Annotated in this window: 20 protein-coding genes; 11 read left to right on the top strand and 9 right to left on the bottom strand. The window is 64.6% G+C overall.

The window, feature by feature from the left end:
- Positions 1 to 196: 196 nt before the first annotated feature.
- Both KZ498_RS03955 and KZ498_RS03950 read right to left on the bottom strand, forming a co-directional pair.
- Positions 197 to 1,288, bottom strand: a complete 1,092-nt coding sequence (locus tag KZ498_RS03955; protein WP_312616979.1) for an aminopeptidase — start codon at positions 1,286 to 1,288, stop codon at positions 197 to 199.
- A 43-nt stretch (positions 1,289 to 1,331) separates the two neighbouring features.
- Positions 1,332 to 1,457, bottom strand: a complete 126-nt coding sequence (locus tag KZ498_RS03950; protein WP_312616978.1) for a hypothetical protein — start codon at positions 1,455 to 1,457, stop codon at positions 1,332 to 1,334.
- A 159-nt stretch (positions 1,458 to 1,616) separates the two neighbouring features.
- Here KZ498_RS03950 and KZ498_RS03945 point away from each other — a divergent pair, with 159 nt between their 5' ends.
- The gene (locus tag KZ498_RS03945) at positions 1,617 to 2,300 is read left to right on the top strand and encodes a helix-turn-helix domain-containing protein (protein ID WP_312616977.1); all 684 of its coding nucleotides are present in this window, start codon (positions 1,617 to 1,619) and stop codon (positions 2,298 to 2,300) included.
- A gap of 62 nt (positions 2,301 to 2,362) precedes the next feature.
- On the opposite strand, the gene KZ498_RS03940 is transcribed toward KZ498_RS03945, so the two are convergent.
- Positions 2,363 to 2,872: a metallophosphoesterase gene (locus tag KZ498_RS03940; protein WP_312616976.1), complete on the bottom strand. Its 510-nt coding sequence runs from the start codon at positions 2,870 to 2,872 to the stop codon at positions 2,363 to 2,365.
- 66 nt (positions 2,873 to 2,938) lie between these two features.
- Here KZ498_RS03940 and KZ498_RS03935 point away from each other — a divergent pair, with 66 nt between their 5' ends.
- Entirely contained in the window at positions 2,939 to 3,910 is a 972-nt protein-coding gene (locus KZ498_RS03935; protein ID WP_312616975.1) for a cation diffusion facilitator family transporter, read from the top strand.
- On the opposite strand, the gene KZ498_RS03930 is transcribed toward KZ498_RS03935, so the two are convergent.
- Positions 3,889 to 4,626: a hypothetical protein gene (locus KZ498_RS03930; protein WP_312616973.1), complete on the bottom strand. Its 738-nt coding sequence runs from the start codon at positions 4,624 to 4,626 to the stop codon at positions 3,889 to 3,891. The two genes, KZ498_RS03935 and KZ498_RS03930, sit on opposite strands and share 22 nt — an antisense overlap.
- Positions 4,627 to 4,702: 76 nt before the next feature.
- Here KZ498_RS03930 and KZ498_RS03925 point away from each other — a divergent pair, with 76 nt between their 5' ends.
- Together KZ498_RS03925 and serB are read left to right on the top strand one after the other, a co-directional pair.
- Positions 4,703 to 6,880, top strand: coding sequence for an ATP-dependent DNA helicase (locus KZ498_RS03925; protein WP_312616972.1), 2,178 nt, complete (start codon positions 4,703 to 4,705; stop codon positions 6,878 to 6,880).
- Positions 6,881 to 7,100: 220 nt separating this feature from the next.
- The gene (gene serB / locus KZ498_RS03920) at positions 7,101 to 7,733 is read left to right on the top strand and encodes a phosphoserine phosphatase SerB (RefSeq protein ID WP_312616970.1); all 633 of its coding nucleotides are present in this window, start codon (positions 7,101 to 7,103) and stop codon (positions 7,731 to 7,733) included.
- Positions 7,734 to 8,007: 274 nt separating this feature from the next.
- On the opposite strand, the gene KZ498_RS03915 is transcribed toward serB, so the two are convergent.
- Positions 8,008 to 9,306 carry an O-acetylhomoserine aminocarboxypropyltransferase/cysteine synthase family protein gene (locus KZ498_RS03915; RefSeq protein ID WP_312616968.1) on the bottom strand — a complete coding sequence of 433 codons (1,299 nt, stop codon included), beginning with the start codon at positions 9,304 to 9,306 and terminating at the stop codon, positions 8,008 to 8,010.
- A gap of 367 nt (positions 9,307 to 9,673) precedes the next feature.
- On the bottom strand, positions 9,674 to 11,242 hold the full coding sequence (locus KZ498_RS03910; RefSeq protein WP_312616967.1) for a DNA-directed DNA polymerase II small subunit: 1,569 nt from the start codon (positions 11,240 to 11,242) through the stop codon (positions 9,674 to 9,676).
- An 88-nt stretch (positions 11,243 to 11,330) separates the two neighbouring features.
- Here KZ498_RS03910 and KZ498_RS03905 point away from each other — a divergent pair, with 88 nt between their 5' ends.
- Positions 11,331 to 12,041, top strand: coding sequence for a S26 family signal peptidase (locus KZ498_RS03905; RefSeq protein WP_312616965.1), 711 nt, complete (start codon positions 11,331 to 11,333; stop codon positions 12,039 to 12,041).
- A 128-nt stretch (positions 12,042 to 12,169) separates the two neighbouring features.
- Positions 12,170 to 12,805 (top strand): S26 family signal peptidase, encoded by a 636-nt coding sequence (locus KZ498_RS03900; RefSeq protein WP_312617352.1) that lies wholly within the window; start codon positions 12,170 to 12,172, stop codon positions 12,803 to 12,805.
- A 69-nt stretch (positions 12,806 to 12,874) separates the two neighbouring features.
- Here KZ498_RS03900 and KZ498_RS03895 read toward each other — a convergent pair whose 3' ends face one another.
- Positions 12,875 to 14,440 (bottom strand): ORC1-type DNA replication protein, encoded by a 1,566-nt coding sequence (locus KZ498_RS03895; protein ID WP_312616963.1) that lies wholly within the window; start codon positions 14,438 to 14,440, stop codon positions 12,875 to 12,877.
- Positions 14,441 to 15,315: 875 nt separating this feature from the next.
- Here KZ498_RS03895 and KZ498_RS03890 point away from each other — a divergent pair.
- The 4 genes from KZ498_RS03890 (at position 15,316) to KZ498_RS03875 (ending at position 17,272) form a co-directional block, all read left to right on the top strand.
- Positions 15,316 to 15,957 (top strand): Era-like GTP-binding protein, encoded by a 642-nt coding sequence (locus tag KZ498_RS03890; protein ID WP_004590329.1) that lies wholly within the window; start codon positions 15,316 to 15,318, stop codon positions 15,955 to 15,957.
- Between the two features lie 4 nt (positions 15,958 to 15,961).
- Positions 15,962 to 16,345, top strand: coding sequence for a DUF2073 domain-containing protein (locus KZ498_RS03885; RefSeq protein ID WP_004517591.1), 384 nt, complete (start codon positions 15,962 to 15,964; stop codon positions 16,343 to 16,345).
- Positions 16,345 to 17,031 carry a Zn-ribbon containing protein gene (locus KZ498_RS03880; RefSeq protein ID WP_312616951.1) on the top strand — a complete coding sequence of 229 codons (687 nt, stop codon included), beginning with the start codon at positions 16,345 to 16,347 and terminating at the stop codon, positions 17,029 to 17,031. Before KZ498_RS03885 ends, KZ498_RS03880 begins: the two co-directional genes overlap by 1 nt.
- A gap of 118 nt (positions 17,032 to 17,149) precedes the next feature.
- Positions 17,150 to 17,272, top strand: coding sequence for a hypothetical protein (locus KZ498_RS03875; protein WP_312616949.1), 123 nt, complete (start codon positions 17,150 to 17,152; stop codon positions 17,270 to 17,272).
- A 119-nt stretch (positions 17,273 to 17,391) separates the two neighbouring features.
- Here KZ498_RS03875 and mdh read toward each other — a convergent pair whose 3' ends face one another.
- Positions 17,392 to 18,306, bottom strand: a complete 915-nt coding sequence (gene mdh, locus KZ498_RS03870; protein WP_312616948.1) for a malate dehydrogenase — start codon at positions 18,304 to 18,306, stop codon at positions 17,392 to 17,394.
- A 127-nt stretch (positions 18,307 to 18,433) separates the two neighbouring features.
- Between mdh and KZ498_RS03865 the strand changes: the two genes are divergently transcribed.
- Positions 18,434 to 19,255, top strand: coding sequence for an Sjogren's syndrome/scleroderma autoantigen 1 family protein (locus tag KZ498_RS03865; protein ID WP_312616947.1), 822 nt, complete (start codon positions 18,434 to 18,436; stop codon positions 19,253 to 19,255).
- Here the strand turns inward: KZ498_RS03865 and KZ498_RS03860 are convergent.
- The gene (locus KZ498_RS03860; RefSeq protein ID WP_312616945.1) at positions 19,252 to 21,777 is read right to left on the bottom strand and encodes a DEAD/DEAH box helicase; all 2,526 of its coding nucleotides are present in this window, start codon (positions 21,775 to 21,777) and stop codon (positions 19,252 to 19,254) included. The two genes, KZ498_RS03865 and KZ498_RS03860, sit on opposite strands and share 4 nt — an antisense overlap.
- Between the last annotated feature and the right edge of the window lie 5 nt (positions 21,778 to 21,782).

Genomic DNA, 21,782 nt, shown 5'->3' with positions numbered 1-21,782 from the left:
AACCGGAACGTCCCGTCCCGCTGGACGACGTCCCCGTCGACCTCGATGAACGAGTCCTCGCTCATGTCGACCGACCTTTTTCATCGTCGGGTCGCCTCCGGCGACCACTCCTCGAAAAACGTCGATGAAAATGCCGAACGCTCACTCCGTTCGCGTTCGGTACGTAGGCCCCGGACAGACACCCACAGCGACGATCTCAGCCCTCGAATCCGTCTTCGAACCGGAACGTCCCGTCCCGCTGGACGACGTCCCCGTCGACCTCGATGAACGAGTCCTCGCTCATGTCGACGATCATGTCGACGTGGACCGCCGACTCGTTCTGTTCGTTGTCCTCGCCGACGGTCTCCTCGTAGGCTCGTCCTACCGCCATATGAACGGTGTCGCCCATCTTCTCGTCGAACAGCATGTTGTAGGAGAACTGGTCGATGTCGCGGTTCATCCCGATGCCGAGCTCGCCGAGTCGGCTCGCACCGTCGTCGGTCGACAGGACTTCGCTCAGGAGGGCCTCGTTCTTGCCGGCGCTGTGCTCGACGACCTCGCCGTCCTCGAACCGGAGGCTGACGTCGGTCACCTCCCGACCCTGGTGGTACAGCGGCTTGTCGAACAGCACCTCGCCCTCGACGCTGTCGGGGACCGGTGCGGTGAACACCTCGCCGCCGGGGAGGTTCTTCTCGCCGTAGTCGTTGAGCGTCTCGTTGCCGGCGATAGACATCGTCACGTCCGTCGTCTCCCCGGAGACGATGCGGACCTCGTCGGCGGGGTCCAGAATCTCGACCATCTGGGCCTGGTGCTCGCGGACGGCGTCCCAGTCCTTGAGGACGGCGTCCCAGACGAAGTTCTCGTACCCCTCCGTGGAGGTCTGAGCGAGCTGGGCGTTGGCGGGCGCGGGGTACTGCGTGAGACACCAGGTCTTCGAGAGCCGTTCGTTCAACAGCGGCTGCTGGGACTGCTGGTAGGCGGCCGTCGTCTCGGGGTCCACGTCGCTGGTCTCGGTGACGTTGTCACTGCCCTTGATAGCGATGTAGGCGTCCATCTCCTCGTACAGGGCCTCGACGTGGCTCGGCGTCTCGAACTCCGCCCGGTTCCGGAGATAGGCGCGGCGGAACCGCTCGCCGAGGCGGTCCTGCACGACGAGCGGGTTGGCGCCGCGGTCGGCGGCGAATTCGTGCAGCGCGATGACGAGGTTCTCGGCCTGCGGGTGGGCGTCGATGACGAGGTTGTCGCCCTCACTCAGGTCGATAGAGTGGTCGACGATGACCTCTGCGTGTTCGCGAATACGTGGGTCCATACAGATAGGCACCGCCGGCGGCCCCTAACCGTTGCCCTCCCGGCTACTTCTTCTTGCTCTGCTGGAGCCCCTCTTTGAACCCCTGAAAGGTCCGCCGGAGCATCAGATACATGAAGAAGAAAAACAGGAGCACAGCAGCGAGGAGCGCGTACGTGAGCGGGTCGGCCATACTGACAGTTATCCAGCCGACAGATAAATCTTTTCGGGAACCGCGCTTTCGGGCGGCTACCCAGCGATTTGGGAGGGTAAAATGCGGGTTTGACCGATAGCTACAACGAACGCTGTGCTTTGGCAAAGACTCATAATCCCATAGAACATACAACCAGTCATGTCGTTGCTGCCTTCTCGGGACCCGGCGACCCCGGACGCCGAACCCCGAGTCATCGGTGTCGACAGTGATGATGCGGACGACGTGCTGTCGGCACTCTCGGCAGAGACAGCGCGAAACTTACTGTCAGAGCTAAACAAGGAGCCGGCACCGCCGTCCGAGCTGGCCGACCGGGTGGATACGTCCCTACAGAACGCGCAGTACCACCTGAAGAAACTCGAGAACGCCGGTGCAGTCGAGGTCGTCGATACGGCGTACTCCGAGAAGGGCCGCGAGATGGACGTGTTCGCGCCGGCCAACCAGCCGCTCGTCATCTGTGCCGGTGACGAACAGGAGACCTCGGGGCTTCGGGCGGCGCTGGCGAACATCATCGGCGGTCTCGGTATCATCGCCTTCGCCAGTCTGCTGGTCCAGCAGGTGTTCGGGAGCGGGGTGGGGTCGCTGTTTGGCGGCCCGACAGTGTCTTCGGGGAGTGCAGACACCGGTGGCCGGGACCCGAGTTTCTACGGCGAGAACGTAACCGTGACCGACGGGGGCTTCGAGGCCACCGCGGGCGCGCTCGATACCGCCGCACAGGGCGGTGCCGAGGCCGCCGCCGCTGCGATTCCGCCGGGGCTGGCGTTTTTCGCCGGCGGCGCGTTCGTCGTCGCGGGCATGGCGGCGCTGTGGTATCTGCGCCAGTAACCATCGCTGCTGCATTCGCTCAGAAAATACAGATAAAACACCGACCAGAAGCTACGGTGCGCTCATCGTTCGATGATAGTAGTCGAGAGCGGCGTCCCGTCCGGTGAGCGAAGGCGGACGCGAACGTCGCCGGCCATGACGTCCAGTTCCGCGTGGGCCGGCTGATAGCGCCGCGGGTCGGCGTAGCTGCCCGGGTTGACCAGCGTCCAGCCGCCGAAGTCAGTCAGTTCGGGTCTGTGTGAGTGCCCGACGACGACGACGTCGGCGTTTTCCTGCCGGGCCAGCATCCCGAGGGCGGTCTCGGTGTGCTCGTGCCCGTGCACGACGACGAACGTCAGCCCCTCCCAGGAGACGGTCGCAACGTCGGGGAGTCGGGCGCGGACCGCCGGTCTGTCGTTGTTCCCGACGACGCCGGTCAGCTCTCGACACTCGGCGTCGATGGCATCGAGAACCTGTTCGGTCATGAAATCGCCCGCGTGGAGGACGTGGTCGGCCTCGCGGACAGCCTGGAGTGTCCGGCCCGTCAGTCGATGGTCGTCGGTCCCGTGGGTATCGGAGATGACAGCGAGCATACCGGCGGTAGTGGAGCCAGGTATAAATCCAGAAGCATTTTGCGTGACGGTTGTGACGGAAAAATAATGGCAGGGAGCAAGTCAGTCGTCATCGCCGCACTGATAGCCAACGGCGCGATTGCGATTCTGAAGTTCTTCGGGTTCCTCCTGACGGGGAGTGCCGCGATGCTGTCGGAGACGTACCACAGCATTTCAGACACCGGAAACCAGGTGTTCCTGCTCATCGGGATCCGGTTCAGCGAGCGGGAGCGTGACCGTCGCCACCCCTTCGGCTACGGCAAGGCGCAGTTCTTCTATAGCTTTCTGGTCTCCGTGTTCCTATTCGGTATCGCCGGCTGGGAGAGCGCGAAACACGGGTACAGTCAGTTGACTTCGGGGGGTCACGGCGGCGGGGGACACGCCGGCGAGGCCGTCGAGTTCCTGTTCATCTCCTTTACCCCGCCGGCCTGGCTGGACCCGCTGTGGGTCAACTACACCGTCCTCCTTGGGGCCTTCGCCTTCGAGACGTACGCGCTGGTGAAAGCTCGCGCCGAGATGCAACGCCAGATAGACCGCAACGACTGGTCGGGCTACCGCGAGGCGTTCCGCAAGACGAGCGACGTGACGACGCTGACCGCGCTGACCGAGGACACCATCGCGCTCGCCGGCATCGTCATCGCGCTGGTCGGCCTGTTCCTCGAACAGCAGACCGGCAACCCCTTTTTCGACCGGATCTCCGCGCTGCTCATCGGGATTATGCTGATGGGCTTTGCCCTGGCGCTGGCCTGGGAGAACAAGCGGCTCCTGCTGGGGGAAAGTCTCCCGATGGACGAGGAGCAGCGCCTCCGTGATGTCGTCATGCAAAACGAGTACGTGGATGACATAATCGGCTTCCGAACGGTCTACTTCGGTCCGAACGAGGTCATCGTCTTCGCCGACCTGCGGTTCGGTTCGGCCCTCGACGCGGAGTCGATGGACGACGAGATAACGGCCCTCGAATCGGCCATGCAGGACGCCAACGGCGACATCAGGAAAGTCTACATCGAGCCGGAACTGTAGGGGTCGTCCTCCTCCAGCCACCATGGAATCGGGACGCGGTCGATGTCGGTCGTGACCGTCATCGTCGTGTCGATGTCCGGCCGGTCCGGTCGCCGTTCGGCGTGCTCGACGTATCTGATGACCCCCTGCCGGTCGACGTACAGCTGCGACAGCTCGATTTTGGACCCGTTCGCGGCTGTCTCCGTCGGGGTCAGAACGGCGACCGGCCGCCCGTTCCACCTGAAGGAGTCCACCTGCCGGTACTCGGTGTTTGACAGGAGCCCTCGGAGCAGGTTGACCCCGGCCGGCGAGGCGACCAGCGACGTGTTCGACGTTGCAGGGGTAGCGGCGTAGGGGGTATCGGGGTCGTCCCGGACGTTGGTGTACACCGTCCCGTCGGCGAGGACCACGTCGTCGGATATCGGGCCGAACCGCCGCCGGACGCGCCACACCCCCCGCTCCCGGTCTAGCCAGACGTCGAGCGTGTTCTGTGGGCCCGCCTGTTCGACGTGTCGGTGAAAGCTCCGGGTCGAAAGCGCCCGCTCGTGACGGTCGAGCAGTCGGTCCACGTCGACCGTCCCGTCGCTTGTCGGGACCGCCACCGTCGCGTCCGCCGAGCTAGTGGGAACCGGCGCCGGCGTCACCGGGTCGCTATCGCCCGCCGTCGGGCCGGCCGGGAGGAAGCCGGAACAGCCCGCGAGAAGCGCGATACCGACGGCGAGCGTGACGCGCCACATGTGTTCCAGGAGGGGCGCTCGCGGCAAGTAGCTGTGGGGGCGAACCCTTTTGCCGGTGAACGGCCAATCGGGGCACGTGGCAACGACGGACGACGGCTACATGCGGTTTTTCCCCTTCGAGGAGCCGTACGACCATCAGCAGGAGGCGATGGGAACGATATACGACGCGCTCGAGGAGGGGCGTGACGTGCTGTTCGAAGGGGCGTGTGGGACCGGGAAGACGCTCGCGTCGCTGGTCCCCGCGCTGGAACACGCCCGCGAGACGGGCAAGACCGTCGTCATCACGACGAACGTCCACCAGCAGATGCGCCAGTTCGTCGAGGACGCCAGAGCGATCACTGACCAGGAGCGCCTGCGAGCGGTCGTCTTCCGGGGAAAAGGGTCGATGTGTCACATCGACGTGGACTACGAGGAGTGCCAGGCGCTACGTGACACGACCCGTGACCTGGTCGACGTAGAGAGCGACATCGCCGAGTTGGAACAGCGCGAGGGGGAACTCCTCTCGGACGGCCAGGCGGGCAACAGCGAGGCGATGGAGGCCCGCAACGCAGTCGTCGAAGAGCTCCGCGACCTGCAGGACGAGCGAGAGGAGATCGAGACCGAGCGCTCGACCTGCGACCACTACTACCGGAACCTCACCGTCGACACGAGCGAGTTCTACGCGTGGCTGTTCGACGACGTTCGGACGCCCGACGACGTGTACGAGTACGCCCACCGGAAAGGGATGTGCGGCTACGAACTGCTGAAAGAGGGCATGGACGGCGTCGACCTCGTGGTGTGTAACTACCACCACCTGCTTGACCCGACTATCCGCGAGCAGTTCTTCCACTGGATCGGCCGCGAGCCCGAGGACATCATCGCCGTCTTCGACGAGGCCCACAACGTCGAGTCGGCCGCCCGCGACCACGCCCGGCGCACGCTCACCGAGAACACGCTCGACCAGGCCATAGAGGAACTCGACGGCGAGGAGGACGCCCGGACCGACGCCGCGGCCAACGTCATCGGGACGTTCCGGGACGCCCTCGTCGAGGCCTACGAGGACGCCTTCGAGTTCGGCGGCCGCGAGGCCGTCGACGAGCACTGGGACGACATCACCATCGCCAACGACGACCGGAAGGACGACCTGACGCTTTCCTTCCTCCAGGGGTACACCGGCCCCGGGTTTCACGACGAACTGGACCGCGCGCTGGAACTCGGCCGGGACCTCGACGCACGCTATCAGAAGGCGTTCAAGGAAGGCGACCTGGATACCAGAAAGGAGTGTCAGACCCTCCAGGCCGCCGGCTTCATCGCCGACTGGCTCGACGAATCGGACGACACCGGCCAGTATCCCGTGGTCAGCGTCCGCCGTGATGAGACGACAGACGAGGTGTACGGCCGCGCGGAGCTGTATACTTGCATCCCCGAGGAGGTCACCCGTGACCTGTTTTCCGACCTCCACGCCGCCGTGTTGATGAGCGCCACGCTGCGGCCCTTCGACGTGACCGAGAACGTGGTCGGCGTCGAGGACCCGGTGACGATGGCCTACGGTGCACAGTTCCCCGAGGAGCGCCGCCGGACCTACGCCGTCGACGGTCCCGCGCTGTTTTCCAGCGAACGGGACGACCCACAGACCCAGCAGCGCATCGCCCGCACGCTCGAAGACATCGTGCGCTTCACGCCCGGAAATACGCTCGTGTTCTGTCCGTCCTACAGCGAGGCCGAGCGCTACCACGACATGACCGCCGTGAGCGCGACGCGGTACCTGGACGAGCCGGGAACCCAGGCACGGGACCTCCGGGAAGCCTTCACCGACGGCGACGACGGCGTCCTCTACACCTCGCTGTGGGGGACGCTGGGGGAGGGCGTGAGCTACGACGGCGACGACGCCCGGACCGTCGTGGTCGTCGGCGTCCCCTACCCGCACCTCGACGACCGCATGGACGCCGTCCAGGACGCCTACGACACGGCATTCGGCGAGGACGGGGACGACGCGGGCTGGCGCTACGCCGTCGAGATTCCGACAATTCGCAAGACCAGACAGGCCCTCGGGCGCGTGGTCCGCTCGCCCGAGGACTTCGGCGCGCGCATCCTGCTTGACAAGCGCTACACCGAAGCCGCCGAGATGGAGATGCACGACTACGCCGTCCGCGGGACCTTCCCGCCGGAGGAGCGCCGCGAGATGGTCGATATCGGCCCCGAGAAGCTCAAGTTCGCGATGCTGAACTTCTATCAGGACATGGACGCCTACGACGGGCCGCCGCCGAAGCCCTGAGTACGGGTTCGAGCGTAGCGAGAACCCGCTTTTTCCCCAGGTTTTTGTGCAAGCGGTTGCCGAAGTGAGCCCTGTGAGCGAGGCAACCCAACGCACAAAAAGTGGATGCCGACACCTACGACGGCCGCCGCCAAAGCCCTGAGGTGGCTGTGACCTACCTGCAGCAGTGACCGACCGCAAACCGGATGTTTTGAAACCCTCCACGCGAAACTCGGGGGCAATGCTAGTCGCCTTCGACTTCGACGGGACGCTCTCCGACTCGGAGATGACGGTCCTGCTCGGGAGCCAGAACGGGACGGCCGGGGACATGGCCGACATCACCGAGCGCGCGATGAACAACGAGATCGAGTACGCAGAGAGCCTCCGAAAGCGGTGTGCGCTGCTGGAGGACCTCCCCGACGAGCAGGCCCAGGCGGCCTTCGACGAGGTCGCCCTGCGACCCGGCGCGGCGCGGGTCATCGAAGCCCTGCGGGACGCCGGCGTCTACGTCGCCATCCTCACCGGCGGGTTCGAGCGCGGCGTCGAGGCTGCACTCGAAACGGAGGGGGTCGAGGTCGACGCCATCGTCGCCAATCGGCTGCTCGTCGAGGACGGCAGACTCACCGGCGAGGTCCGCGGGCCGCTCATCTCCGGGACGAAAGACGACGCGATGGAGGTCGTTACCGCCGTCACCGGCGAGGACCGGGACACGACCGTCGCCGTCGGCGACGGCGCCAACGACCTGCCGATGCTCGAAGTCGCGAACCTGGCAATCGGCTTCAACCCGAAGCCGGCCGTGGCGCCGTCGTGTGACAAGACAGTCGAGACGATGGACGAGCTGTACGAGCTGCTGGAAGCCGAAGAGATTCTGTAGCGCAGTCTCCGTGTTCGCCCCTCGCAGTGCCGGACGCTACGGGTAGACAGGTTCGGAACCGAAAACAGGGAGTGGCACGCTCCCCACGGATGCGAGCATTCGTTGTCGGACCAATGACAGATTATGGTTGAGCGTGAACCGACGCGTGCTCGCCACCGGCGACGGTTCATTGAATACGTGAACCTCTCTCGTAATAAGCCTAGTGAATAGGATGATTATTGCGGTTCTTTGATACGGACGTCCACAGATAGTCCGTAGAATGTTTCGTCTTTGGTTAGTTGGTTGCCTGGCCGATGGCCTGGTCGAGGTCGGCTTTGATGTCCTCTACGGACTCGGTACCGACGGAGAGACGGACCATGTCGTCGGTGACCCCGGCGGCGGCCTTTTCCTCGTCGGTGAGTTGCTGGTGGGTGGTCGAGGCCGGGTGGATGATGAGCGTCTTCGCGTCGCCGACGTTGGCAAGCAGGGAGGCGATCTCCGTCGATTCGACGGTCGTCCGGGCGGCGTCGTACCCCGCTTCGAGGCCGAACGTTATCATGCCGCCGTAGCCGCCGTCGAGGTACTCGCTGGCGGCGTCGTGGGTCTCGTGGTCTTCGAGGCCGGGATAGGTGACCCAGGAGATTTCGGGGTGGTCGGCGAGGAACTCGGCGACGCCCATGGCGTTGTCGCAGTGGCGGTCCATCCGCGCGGGCAGCGTCTCCAGGCCCTGTATCGTCTGCCAGGCGTCGAAGGGGGACTGCTGACAGCCCAGGTCACGGAGGCCGCGGGCGATAGCGGCGTAGGTAAAGGCCGCGTCACCGAACCGCTCCCGGAAGTTGACGCCGTGGTACGCGGGGTTGTCGCCGGCGATTTCGGGGTACTTGTCGGCGTGGTCCTCCCACGGGAACGAGCCGCCGTCGACGAGAACCCCGCCGACGGTCGTCCCGTGGCCGTGGATCCACTTCGTCGTCGAGTTCCAGACCAGGTCGGCCCCGTGCTCGATCGGGTTACAGAGGTACGGCGTCGCGAAGGTGTTGTCCACGAAGAAGGGGACGCCGTGGTCGTGGGCGATATCGGCCAGCCGTTCGAAGTCGGGCGTGACAAGCGCCGGGTTGCCGATGGTCTCACAGTGAACGTAGGCCGTGTTCTCGTCGATGGCGTCGGCGTAGGCGTCGTAGTCGAGCGTGTCTACGAAGCGGGTCTCGACGCCGTTGCGCGGTGCGGTGTGTGTGTAGTAGGTGTAGGTCCCGCCGTACAGCGACGACGCCGTGACGACGTTGTCGCCGACGTCGGCAAGCAGGAACGTCGCCAGGTTCAGCGACGCCATCCCGGAGGCCGTAGCGACCGCGCCGACGCCGCCCTCCAGCGCCGCCAGCCGTTCCTGCAGCATGCCGACGGTGGGGTTCATCAGCCGCGAGTAGATGTGGCCCGGCTTCTCCAGTGCGAACTGCTTGGCCGCGTCCTCGGCGTTCTCGAAGACGTAGGAGGTAGTCTGGTACAGCGGCGGCGCGCGCGAGCGGGTCTCGGCGTCCGGCTCTTCCTGCCCGACGTGCAGCGCGTCGGTTTCGAATCCGTGGTCTTGGTCGTCACTCATACTCTCCGCTTTCACCTGACGGGTCTTAATTGCGACTCCATCGGTCAGGCCCGCCTCTGCTACGAGATACCGGTGATTCTTCGGGGCGTTTTTACGCGGATTCTGGCCTGGACGGTCGGTAGCATCGGTATCGTACTTCTGGGAGAACATATATCGGAGTGTCCGGGCCGGAAGCGAGTGGCGCGACGACTGTCGCGCCCGAGCGACCCGGGGAAGGGCAGGCCTGCTGGCGTGAGTGGTAGTAGCATACCGCGGGCCGGCGGCGCGCGGTTTCACCGGTCGTGAACGCAGTGAGCGACCGGCCTTTTTCGCCCACGTTTTTGCGCCGAGCGGTGCGCGGAGCGCACCCGAGGCGGAAAAAGGTGGTTTAGCTGAACTTCCGGACCGTCATCGAAAGCGTATCCAGGTCCAAGATCGGCGCGAAGCCGGCGTCCGGGTCGATGTTGACGCTCTTCTGGAACTCGGTCTGGGCCTGCCAGCACCCGGAGTTCAGCGCGAGCACGTTGTGGTACTCCCCCCAGCCGAGCTTGTGGACGTGACCGGTGTGGAACACGTCGGGGACCTCCTCCATGACCAGATAGTCGCGGTCCTCTGGGGCAAGCCGGGTGTGGCCGCCGTACTGAGGCGCGACGTGGCGCTTCTTCAGGAGCTGGTACATCGCCTTGTGTGGCTCCTCGTAGCTTGCCTCCTCGTCCGGGAGTTCGGCGATGACCTCGTCGAGCGAGACGCCGTGGTACAGCAACACTGTGACGCCCTCGACGGTGACCAGCGAGGGGTTGGAGTGGACCTGGGCGTCGTGGGCGGTCATGATGTCCCGGAGTTCCTCGTCGAAGCCGGGCTGGGGCTCGGCCAGCCGAACGGCGTCGTGGTTGCCCGGAATCATCCGGATCTCCATGTCGCCCGGAACTTCCTTGAGATACTCCGAGAACGCGCGGTACTGGTCGTAGATGTCGACGATGTCCAGTTCCTCGTCTTGCTCGGGGTAGATGCCGACGCCCTCGACCATGTCACCGGCGATGAGGAGGTATTCGACGTGTTCGGCCTCCGGCGTGTGGAGCCAGTCGGTAAAGCGGTGCCAGGCGTCCTCCATGAACTCCTGACTGCCCACGTGGACGTCGGAGATGAGCGCCGCCTGGACGTGGCGGTCGGCGGTCGAGGGGCTGTGGGTCCGGGGGACGTCCGGGAAGTACAGCGAGTCCACGAACAGGATGCCGGCGTCGTCGGCCAGCGTCCCCTCGACGGCGATGACCTCGTCCATGAGCAGCTGCTGGACCAGGTCGGCGATGGGGCGGTCTTTCATCACCAGACAGGGGAAGGTCCCGTTCGTGTCTTCCAGTTCGACCAGCCAGTGCCCGCTGGCGGTCGAACGGATATCCGAGACCATCCCGATGAGCGCGGCCTCGCTGCCGCCACCCATGTTCTCGATGGCGTCGGTCGGCCGGTGGTTCACTCTGCCGCGGAGTTTGCCTGCCAGTTTCTCGTAGCGGTCCCGGAAGACAGCGACGAAATCCGAGTACTCGCCGGTCCCGGTTGAGTTGCCGGTCATGTCGTTTGCGACCTCGATGGCCCGCAGGGATGCGTCGACGTCCCGTGACCCCCCTGTTTCAGGTGGAACCGACCCGCCCGAGTCGGTCGCTGTGTCGACGTTCGTTCCAGTTGAAACAGAGGGGTGTGGCTGGGGCGAAGCGCCGGGAGTTCCGTCTCCAGCGCCAGGTTCGGGATTCGTCTTGCTCTCGGTGCCGTCTGTCGCTTCAATCACAGATTCGACGTGATCGGTCGTCAGCTTCAGCGCCTCGTCGGGGAGCGTTTCGAGTGCGCGTTCCAGTGTGGTCGCCGGGTCCGGCGTGTCGGCGATCCGAGTCACTGCCTCGCGCTCGGCGTTGTAGCCGCGGCTCGCGAGTTCGCTGACGATGCGTGCCGGCGTCTCGAGGGGCACGTTCCACACTCCGTGTCTGCGGGCAAAAGGATAGCGGACCGGCAGCCGTCACAAGATTGATACGCCGCTGTCGGCAATCCGAGATAGAATGGGCCGGGACGGGTCGACCAGCAGGACGCCTCCGGACGGTACAGACGAGTCTGTGGAGGCAAGCCCCCCGTTTCGTTTCGGCCTGTACCTCCGTGATATCGGAACGAGCGTCGGGGCGGTGGTGCTGGTCGGGGCGTTCCTGTTTGCCGTCAGTGGGGTGTGGCCCCCGCTTGTCGCCATCGAGAGCGGGAGCATGGAACCGCACATCGAGACCGGTGACATGGTGTTCATCATGGACGCGGAGCGGTTCCCCGGCCAGGACGCTCGCCATGGCGTTGTGACGGCAGCCGCCGGTACTGAGTCGGAATATCGGACCTTCCAGCGCCCGGGCGACGTCATCGTCTTCGAACCCAACGGCAACGAGCGGCGAACGCCGGTCATCCACCGCGCGATGCTGTGGGTCGGTGCCGGCGAGAACTGGTACGACCGGGCGAACCCGGAGTACGTCGGGAGCGCGGACGGCTGTGACGACCTCCGGAACTGCCCGGCGCCGCATGGCGGATTCATCACGAAGGGCGACAACGAGGTCACCAACAGTCGGTACGACCAGGTGACCGGAGCGAGCACTGTCGTGCGTCCGGAGTGGGTCGTCGGTACCGGTGCCTACCGAATCCCGCGGCTCGGATTCATTCGGATACAGCCGTCCCAGCTATGGAGCGCGTCACCGTCGATACCGGTCGCGAAAGGGCCAACGCAGGCGGTGACCTGACCGAACCGGGGCACAGCGTTCGGTCCGACAACAGAAAGTTGATTGGTCGCCTCCGAGTATTCGCGGTACGAATGGCCGGGCCAGACAGTCGGTCGTCGGACGGGGCCGAATCCGAGAGACCGGGAGGCATGGTGTACGTGACCGATATCGTCAGTAGCGCCGGCTCAGTCCTGCTCGTCGGCGCGTTGCTGTTTGCCATCAGCGGGGTCTGGCCCCCGCTCGTCGCCATCGAGAGCCCGAGCATGGACCCCCACATCAAGGAAGGCGACCTCGTGTTCGTGATGGAAGAGAAGCGGTTCTCCGGGCCGGGCGACCACCACGGCGTCGTCACGGCGGCAAGCGACGACAGCTACCGGAAGTTCCAGCGCCCGGGCGATGTCATCGTGTACCAGCCCGACGGCAACGGCCGACAGACGCCGATCATCCACCGCGCGATGCTGTGGGTCGAGGAAGACGAGAACTGGTACGACCGGGCGAACGAGAACTACATCGGGAGTGCCGACAGCTGTGAGGAGCTCACCTCCTGTCCGGCCGACCACACCGGATTCATCACCAAGGGCGACAACAACGGCCGGTACGATCAGGTCGGGTCCAGTCCCATCAGCGAGCCGGTCAAACCCGGCTGGGTCGTCGGGACTGCGGAGCTACGGGTCCCCCTGCTGGGACAGGTCCGACTCCAGTGGAATCAGGCCGGAGCGACGGAACCGGTGGCGACCACGAACGAAACGGGGTCGACAGCAGTGAACGCGACGGCGGCCGGATAGGTCGTATCACCAGGGGGACTGTTTCATCTGCAACGGCGGAGACGACCAAACGACGACACAGTTCGCGGGTCAGTTGTCGAACCGGGCCTGGACGAACGGCTGAACGTCGTCGATATCGCCGAGGCGGGAATCCGACAGGAGCACCGCCTCCGTCTCCTCGGTCGGAACTGACAGGGAAATCTCCTTGGTCCGGCCGTACCGGCCCTTCGAGACGACGACGGCGTTGACGATGCCGAGCATGTCCAGTTCCGAGATGAGGTCGGTGACGCGGCGCTGTGTCAGGATGTCGGCGTCGATCTCCTCACAGAGGTTCTTGTAGATGTTGAACACCTCGCCGGTGTTGATGTTGTGGACGCCGTTTTTCTCAAGCAGGATGATGGCAAAGAGGACGATCTTCGACTGCGTGGGCAGCGTCCGGACGACCTCCACGACGCGGTCGAGTTCGATCTTCTCCTGGGCCTGCCGGACGTGGTCTTCGAGGACGTTGTCCGTCTGGTCGCGCTCGGCGAGTTCCCCGGCCGTCCGGAGGAGGTCCAGCGCCCGCCGTGCGTCCCCGTGTTCCTGTGCGGCGAAGGCCGCACACAGCGGGATGACGTCCTCGGTGAGCGCGTCGCCTTTGAACGCCACGTCCGAGCGCGCCTGGAGGATGTCCCGGAGCTGGTTCGCGTCGTAGGGCGGGAAGACGATCTCCTCCTCGCCGAGGCTGGATTTGACCCGCGGGTCGAGGAAATCAGTGAACTTCAGATCGTTCGAGATGCCCATAATGGAGACGCGAGAGTTCTCCAGTTCGGAGTTCATCCGGGAGAGGTTGTACAGCGTGTCGTCGCCGCTTTTCTCGACGAGCTTGTCGATCTCGTCGAGCATGATGACGACAACGCGCTCGTGGTAGTCGACGGCGTCGAAAAAGGAGCTGTAGACCCGGTCTGTCGGCCATCCAGTCATCGGAACTTCCTCGAACTCGGACTTGTCGGCTTCCAGTGACTCGATTTCAGTTTCGACGTCGGCGACGGAGTTGAACGCCGTCTCTTCGAGTGCAGCCGTGTTCTCGTGTGCGCGCGACCGGAGGTCCTCGAGTTCAGCGACGCGGTCGTCGATGAGCTGGACGTTCTTGTCGATGAATTTGTTCGCGAGCTGGGCCAGCACCCGGTACTGGGTGTCTGTCACCTCGCAGTTGATGTACTCGACCTCGCAGGGGACCTCGTACTTCTGTGACGTCGTTTCGAGTTCCTCGCTGACGAACTTCGCGGACGCGGTTTTCCCCGTTCCCGTCTTCCCGTAGATGAGGATGTTCGACGGCGTGTCACCGCGCAACGCGGTGACGAGGATCGTCGCCATGTTGTTGATCTGCTCCTCACGGTGAGGGAGTTTGTGCGGGGTGTACGAGGGGCGAAGGACCTCTTTGTTCTCGAAGATGGGTTCGCCTTCGAGGAGGTCGTCGAACAGGCCGCGGGACGCCTCGTCCGAAGGGTCGTCGGAGCCAGCGTCGAGGTTGTCGAGGATAACGTCGTCGAGGTCGGACGGGCCGGACGACGTTCCGACGTCCGCTTCGACGTCGAGTTGCCCGTCAGTGTCGTTCGACGTTTCTGTCGTCGACGGATCAGACGGCGGGTCCGAGTTGTCGTGTTCGTCAGTCATAATCGAGAGAGTTCCCCTTCGTTTCGTGTGGAGAGAGTTGGAGACACCGGAACAGAGGGAGCGAGGAGCGTCAGTACCGTCGTTCGTGAGCATCACCGCTCTCCGGTGCGTCCAGTTGAACCACATGAACCGTACCGTGAGTAGATATTAAATATTTCGGTACACTTCCCATGAAATATACATGTTGGCTTATTGATTTGTTGTGTCCCATGGCTATCGTTGACTTATCTGGAAGTGCAGCGCCGGTAGACTCGATAGCCCTCCAACGACGGTACGCTGGCGAGCTGTCGAAGTTGTAGCGGTCGGATCGGTGGGGACCGACGGACGATCCGGCCGCGGTCGGGAGCCGCGGGAGAACCCCAACCCCCCCACCCCTTCGTTTCCGGTGGAACGGGGAACAGACCCGGGGTGGGGGGAGGGGGCCACCCTACCTGTGGCCTAGTAAGAAGAAAGATTTAATATACTATATCATAAACCAAAACCGCACTAACCAAAACAAATAACTAGAAGACAGCTGTATCCCGTTTTCTAGCATCTAGGCCGCTCTAGCTAGTGTCGTCGTGTGTCGCACCGATCTGAACTGTCGGTCCGTTCCCGATCTGATCCCCTGTTGACCCACCCCCTCCCCAGGGGGCTTCCGGGTTCCACTTGAAACGAAGGGGTGGGGGGCTAGGACGGTCGGGCCAGCTCCGACTCTGACGACTGCGTTCCACCTGAACAGATCCCCTTCGAGCGTCTGGAATCTACCACAAAAAATCAAATATAACCATCACGTCAGTCAGTAGACTATTGTCTGACGTAGGCTTAAGTGAATTCGCCTTTCTTTTACGGGCAGAGCCGCCATACCGGACGACTCCGGGCGGCGGGAGGATAGGATGGGATTGTTAACAAACCTCAAAGATAGCATCTCACGCGCGGCATCGACGCTGTTCTCGGAAGAGGATCCGAAACGTATCGGGATCTACGGCCCACCGAACGCCGGCAAGACGACGCTGGCGAATCGCATCGCACGCGACTGGACCGGCGACGCCGTCGGCCCGGAGAGTCACGTCCCCCACGAGACTCGCCGCGCCCGCCGGAAGGAGAACGTCGAGATCGAACGCGACGGGAAGAAGGTGACAATCGACATCGTCGACACGCCGGGCGTGACGACGAAAGTCGACTACACCGAGTTCCTCGAACACGACATGGAGAAAGACGACGCCGTCCGCCGCTCCCGCGAAGCGACTGAGGGCGTCGCCGAAGCGATGCACTGGCTCCGCGAGGACGTCGACGGCGTCATCTACGTACTTGACTCCGCAACCGACCCGTTCACGCAGGTCAATACCATGCTTATCGGGATCATCGAGAGCCAGGACCTCCCGGTGTTGATTCTCGCGAACAAGATCGATCTGGAGGAGTCGTCCGTCCAGCGTATCCGAAACGCCTACCCGCAACACGAGACGATTCCGCTGTCGGCGCTTGAGGGCGACAACATGGACGAAGTCTACGACAAAATCGCGGAGTACTTCGGGTGATATAATGGCAGAAGTCAAAGACCCAGACGACGGCGTCCAGATCGACCTCATCAGCGGTGAACGCATGGCAGGGCTGGCCTCGATGGAGAAGATCCGAATGATTCTCGACGGGGTTCGTGACGGGAACATCGTCATCCTCGAAGAGGGCCTCTCGCCCGACGAGGAGTCCCGCCTGATCGAAGTCACGATGACAGAGATCAGCCCTGACGAGTTCAACGGCATCGAAATCGAGACCTACCCCAAGTCCGAGGCCGCCGACGCCAGTATCCTCGACCGGCTGATGGGCAAGCAGTCCACCCAGAAGCTGACGGTCATCGGACCGGCGAACCAGATAGAGACGCTCCACAAGGACGAAACGCTCATCAGCGCCCTCGTCTCTCGGAAATAATGCCCCACCAGTGTACGGACTGTGGCCGTGGCTTCGACGACGGGTCAAAGGAGATGCTCTCGGGCTGTCCCAACTGCGGCGGGAACAAGTTCCAGTACCAGCCCGAGGGCGCCGACATCTCCGAGACGCCGGACGCGGAGCCACCGGAACCACCGGGACCAGACAGCACTGTCGCCCGGACCGTCGGCAAGACCGCCGCCTCGGTGCGTGATTTCGTCAGTGGCTCCGCCGCGGACGGCGACCACTCCGTTGAGCAGTCACCCCCGGACGGCGACCGGTCGACTGACTCACGGCCGAGCGAACCATCCCACACTTCAGACTCGCCGTCTTCCGAACCCGAGCACAGGCCCGCGGCCGAGGACTCGGCCCAGGCCAGTGCCCGCGGGGACGTCGTCGAGCCCGACGAACTCCCGTCCGACGTCCCCTCGGCGTCGGACTCTGAACACCAGTTCCGCCCTGTCGGTGCCGACCCCGACCCACCGGCGGACCCGGACCAGGAGGACCGCCCCGACCTGGAGGAACTGCGCGCTGAACTCAACGACCAGTTCGAGTCGATCAAGGTGCTGGAACCTGGTCAGTACGAACTGAACCTGATGGAGCTGTACGACCGCGAGGAGTACATCATCGCTTTGCAGGAGGACGGGCACTACTCCATACAGGTCCCGGAAACCATCCGTTCGGAGTAATCGACCTGGTTTTCCGCTTTCAGCCGCGAATCACGCCGTAGAACCGCTGCACACAGCATTGTGTATCAACGCGGGCACAACCATTATATAATATGCCGTGGATGCTTCGGATAAGGCCATGAACCACCGAGAACTCCCGACATCGGACTCACACCTCGAAGAGTGGGCGTCACTCCTCGGTGCTGACATCGACGACGGCGGCGACGGCGACTTGCTCGACGACCAGGACGAACCCGCGTAACGGTCGCATTTCGTCGGGTAGCGCCGACCGCAGTCACAGCTACGTCTCTCGTACCGCTGCAACGGAGTGAAAAAACGCCTCGGGACGGCGTCCGTCCCGAAATCCGACGGGTGTGGCCCTTACGCGATTTTATCGTACTGGTCCGAGAGCTTCTCGGCCGCGTCGGCCATCAGGTCCTGCTCGTAGTCGTCGAGGCCCCACTCGACGATCTCCTCGACGCCGTTGCTCCCGAGACGGACCGGGACACCGAAGGCGGTGTCCTCGTGCCCGAATTCGCCCTCCAGCTTGACCGAGGCCGGCAGCACTTCGCCGGTGTCGTGGAGGATGGCCTCGACCATGTGGGCGACGCCGCGTGCCGGCCCCCACTCGGTCGCGCCCTTGCGCTCGATGACGTCCATCGCCGATTCCTGCAGGTCGCCCAGCAGCGCTTCCTTCTCGTCGTCGCTGAACTCGGGGTCGGTGCCGTCGACGCGGACCTTCGAGAACACGGGGACCTGTGCGTCGCCGTGTTCGCCGAGAATCGTCCCGTCGACGTTCTGGACCGGCGCGTCGAACTCCTCGCTCAGCACGTAGCGGAACCGCGCGGAGTCAAGGCGGCCACCGAAGCCGATGACCTGCTCGCGCGAGCGGTCGCCGGCCTCGTAGAGATGGCGGTTGAGGAGGTCGACGGGGTTCGAGGTAGTCAGCGAGACGTAGTCGTCGTTGTGCTCGTCCAGGGAGGACTGGATGTCCTCCATGATGGGTGCGTTGTCGCCGGCGAGGTCGATACGGGTCTGTCCGGGCTGGCGCGGGATGCCGGCCGTGATGACCACGACGTCCGAGCCGGCGGTGTCCTCGTAGCCGCCCTGCCGGACACGCGTGTTCGAATCGTAGGCGATACCGTGGTTCGTGTCAGCCGCCTGACCTATAGTGTCGTCTTCCTTGTCCGGGATGTCCACGAAGACGACTTCGTCAGCGATGTCACGGAGCGCGATGTTGTACCCTGCGGCTGCGCCGACCGTTCCGGCCGCGCCGACTACGCTTACCTTTGTCATACCATTCGAAAAGGCTCAGGCGCGAACGTTAAACGTGTCGAAACCCCGATTCCGCCGGTCGTCGTTCAGGCGGTATCGACGTCTCGCACCCGTAAACTGTTTTCAGCCCCGCGGCGTTGTCCCACGTATGAGCGACTTCGACAAGGAAGCCGAACGCGAGAAACTCCGAGAGAAGTTCGAGAAAGAGGCGGACAACCGGGCGGCGACCGAACAGATGAGCGAACTCCTGTTGAAGGGCGCGACGATGACGAACGCCCACTGCAGCGAGTGTGGCGACCCCATCTTCCGCTACGACGGCCAGGAGTTCTGCCCGACCTGCCAGAAGCCGGTCGCTCGCGACACACAGGCCAGTGGCCCGGAGGCCTCGAACGACGACCAGGACGGCCACGCCGACGACGGCGACCAGATCGAGGTCGCCGACCCGAGCAACGAGGCACGCGTTCAGTTCGGGAACCCCGACGAGGAGGCAGCAGGGAGTCCGCCGGACGCCACGGACGAACCCGGTCGGCAGGAGACAGCACACACTCAGGCCGACCCAGCGGAACAGTCACCAGCCGAAGCGGAGTCCGAGGCGACGCCGTCGACGAACACCCCGCCTGCTCCACCCGAAGCGGGGGGTGACCAGTCGGCCCAGGGGTCCGGCCACTCTGCGCCAGAGGCCCAGACCGCTCAGAAAGACACTTCGTCGGCGTCTGACCGTCAGACTACGAACGAACAGGCGTTTGAGACAGCGACACAGAACCCCCCTGTTTCCGCTCGACAGACCGCCGCGTCCGACAGTAACACCGACGATATCGCGGCGAATATGGACGCGGCATCGGCACTGCTGGCCGAGACTGCCCGCCGCTTTGCCGAGCGCGCTGCCGCGACCGAGAACCCACGCGAGGCTCGCGAACACCTCCAGGCGGCCAGAGAAGCGGCGGAAGCGCTTGACGCGGCCCGGTTCTAGGGCTCGTAGTCGCTGGCGACGACGTCCCGAATCCGGTCGGCGGTCACGTCGCCGATACCGGACACTTCAAGCAGGTCTTCCCTATCGGCGGTCATCACCGCCTCGACGCTCCCGAAGGCTTCCAGCAGCGTGCGCGCGGTGACCGGCCCGACTTCGGCGATAGAGGCGACGACGTACTCCTGCTGTTCGGGGAGGGTCTTCGACTGTTTCTCGCCGTGGACGCTCACCTCGCGGTCGGCGGTCTCCTGCTCCCGCCCGGCGATGACCTCCAGCAGGTCGGCGGTCTCGTCCTCGTCGCTGGTCCGGAGGACGCTCGCCCCGAAATCGACCGCGAGCGACGCGAGCGCCCCCTGAATCGCCCTGTGGTGGACGTTACGCGCCCCGAAGAGGTCCTCGCCCTCGATGACGACGACCGGGCGGGCGTAGTGCCGGGTGGCGTCGCCGACCTGCTCGAACATCGACCGGTCGCCCCCCGTCAGCGTGTCCATGAAGTCCGCGACGGTCTTGCGCTCGACGACCACCCGGTCAGAGAGGACGTAGTCCCCGACGGCAAGCGTTTCGAGTCGGGTTTCGACCCCGTCCCGCGTCGAGAGGTCCCGGGCGATGGTCGAATCGAGTTCGCGCTGGTCGGCGACGATTTCGACGGGGTCCTCCTCGGCGTCGCGCCCGGCGCTGGCGACTGTCCCCTCGTCGTCCGGCGCCCCGCTCCCCTCCTCGTCTGTCGCCGTCTCGTCGCCATCGGCCGCTCCTGACGGGTCTCGTGCGAACGCGTCCAACCCGGCCTGGCCGTCACTGTCGTCGTTCTCGTCGGTTGACTTGTTATCTGTGCTACCCCTTCCGTTTCCGGTGGAACCCGACCGCTGTGGGGCGGTTTCCTCTTCGCTGGTTCCACTCGAAGCGGTCCCATCGGCGTCATCTGCGTCGTCACCCCCTCCTTCGTACTCGTCGAGGCCGGTCTGGTCGAGACGGGCCTCCAGTTCGCCGGCGACGCTTTTGAGTTCGTTCAGTTCGCGTTTCATCCGCTTCTGGTCGTTGCGGGCCTTCCAGAAGTACGCCTCGTCGCGCGTGTCCTCGGCCAGCAGGACGACGACCCGACCCTCTGCCTGTCGCCCGGTCCGGCCCTTCCGCTGGATGGCCCGTATCGCGGTCGGCACTGGCTCGTAGAAAAGCACCAGGTCGACCTCCGGCACGTCCAGGCCCTCCTCGGCAACCGAGGTCGAGACGAGCACTTCGAACTCGCCGCTGCGGAACCGGTCAAGCGTCTCCTGTTGCTGGCTCTGTGTCATCCCCTCGCTGCCGTCGGTGTCGCTCTGGCCGACGAACTTCTGTGTCTCGAAGTGGTCCGAGAGGAAGTCCACGAGCGTCTCGGCGGTGTCCCGTGACTCGGTGAAGACGATGACGCGCTCGCCGTTCTCGATGCCCAGCGTCTCGGCGAGCAACATTCTTGTCTGGCGGAACTTCGGATGGAGGTCGTCGTAGTCGCCGGCCTTCCGCATCGCCTCGCGGACCTTCGGCTCGCTGATGAGTCGCTGGTCGGCCTTCGACGCGCCCGAGGAGCGGGCGGCCTCCTTCAGCCGCTCGAAGTACCGCCGCAGGGACTCGACGCTCTGGGTCTCGACGTAGGTGACGGCCGTCCGGAGCTTGCGAATCTCGGCGAGGAGGCTCATCCCCTGGTACCCCTCGCTCTGGTCGTTGTCCATCAGCTTCCGGAGCTCGGCCTGTATCCCCTGAATCTCCCGTTCGGAGACGTCCGCCGAGGACTTGTTCGTGACGCCCAGTTCCTTCAGTTGCTCCAGCCGGTCCGTGATGACCTCGTTGATGGCGTCCCGTATCTCGACGACGACCTCGGGCAGTTCGATGCGGTTCCACTCGACGCTGGTGTCGTGGGTGTACTCGGCCACGTCGGCGTCGTCCTCGGTCATCACCGCCACGTCGGACAGGCCGAGGTTCTCACACACCTCGAGTATCGCCTCCTCGTCGTCGCCGGGCGAGGCGCTCATCCCCGTCACCAGCGGGTGCTCGGCGTCGGCGTGGTAGCGGTCGGCGATGTAGTTGTAGGCGTAGTCGCCGGTCGCGCGGTGGCACTCGTCGAAGGTGCAGTGGGTCACGTCGGCGAGTGAGATGCGGTTGCCGACGAGGTCGTTCTCGACGACCTGGGGCGTCGCGATGACGACGCGGGCGTCCTCCCAGAGCGCGGCCCGGTCGTCGGGGCGGACCTCCCCGGTGAACACGACGACGTCCTCGTCGTCCAGTTCGAGCGCTTCGCGGTAGAACTCGGCGTGTTGCTGGACCAGCGGCTTCGTCGGGGCCAGCATGAGCGCTTTCCCGCCGACGGCGTCGAGCCGCTCGGCGGTCACCAGCAGCGAGACAGTCGTCTTGCCCAGCCCGGTCGGGAGACAGACGAGCGTGTGGTCGGAACTGGCCGTCTCCGCCAGGTCGGTCTGGTAGCGGCGGTTCTCCAGGAACTCCGGCGTCACCAGCGGGCGCTCGACGTGCTCGCCACCGGCGTCGGTGGTCGCCATTACCC

The sequence above is a fragment of the Haloarcula sp. 1CSR25-25 genome, from assembly GCF_032027985.1.
Taxonomy (GTDB): domain Archaea; phylum Halobacteriota; class Halobacteria; order Halobacteriales; family Haloarculaceae; genus Haloarcula.
Note: the sequence above shows the minus strand (reverse complement) of the source record. Positions and strands in the feature narration are given on the sequence as shown.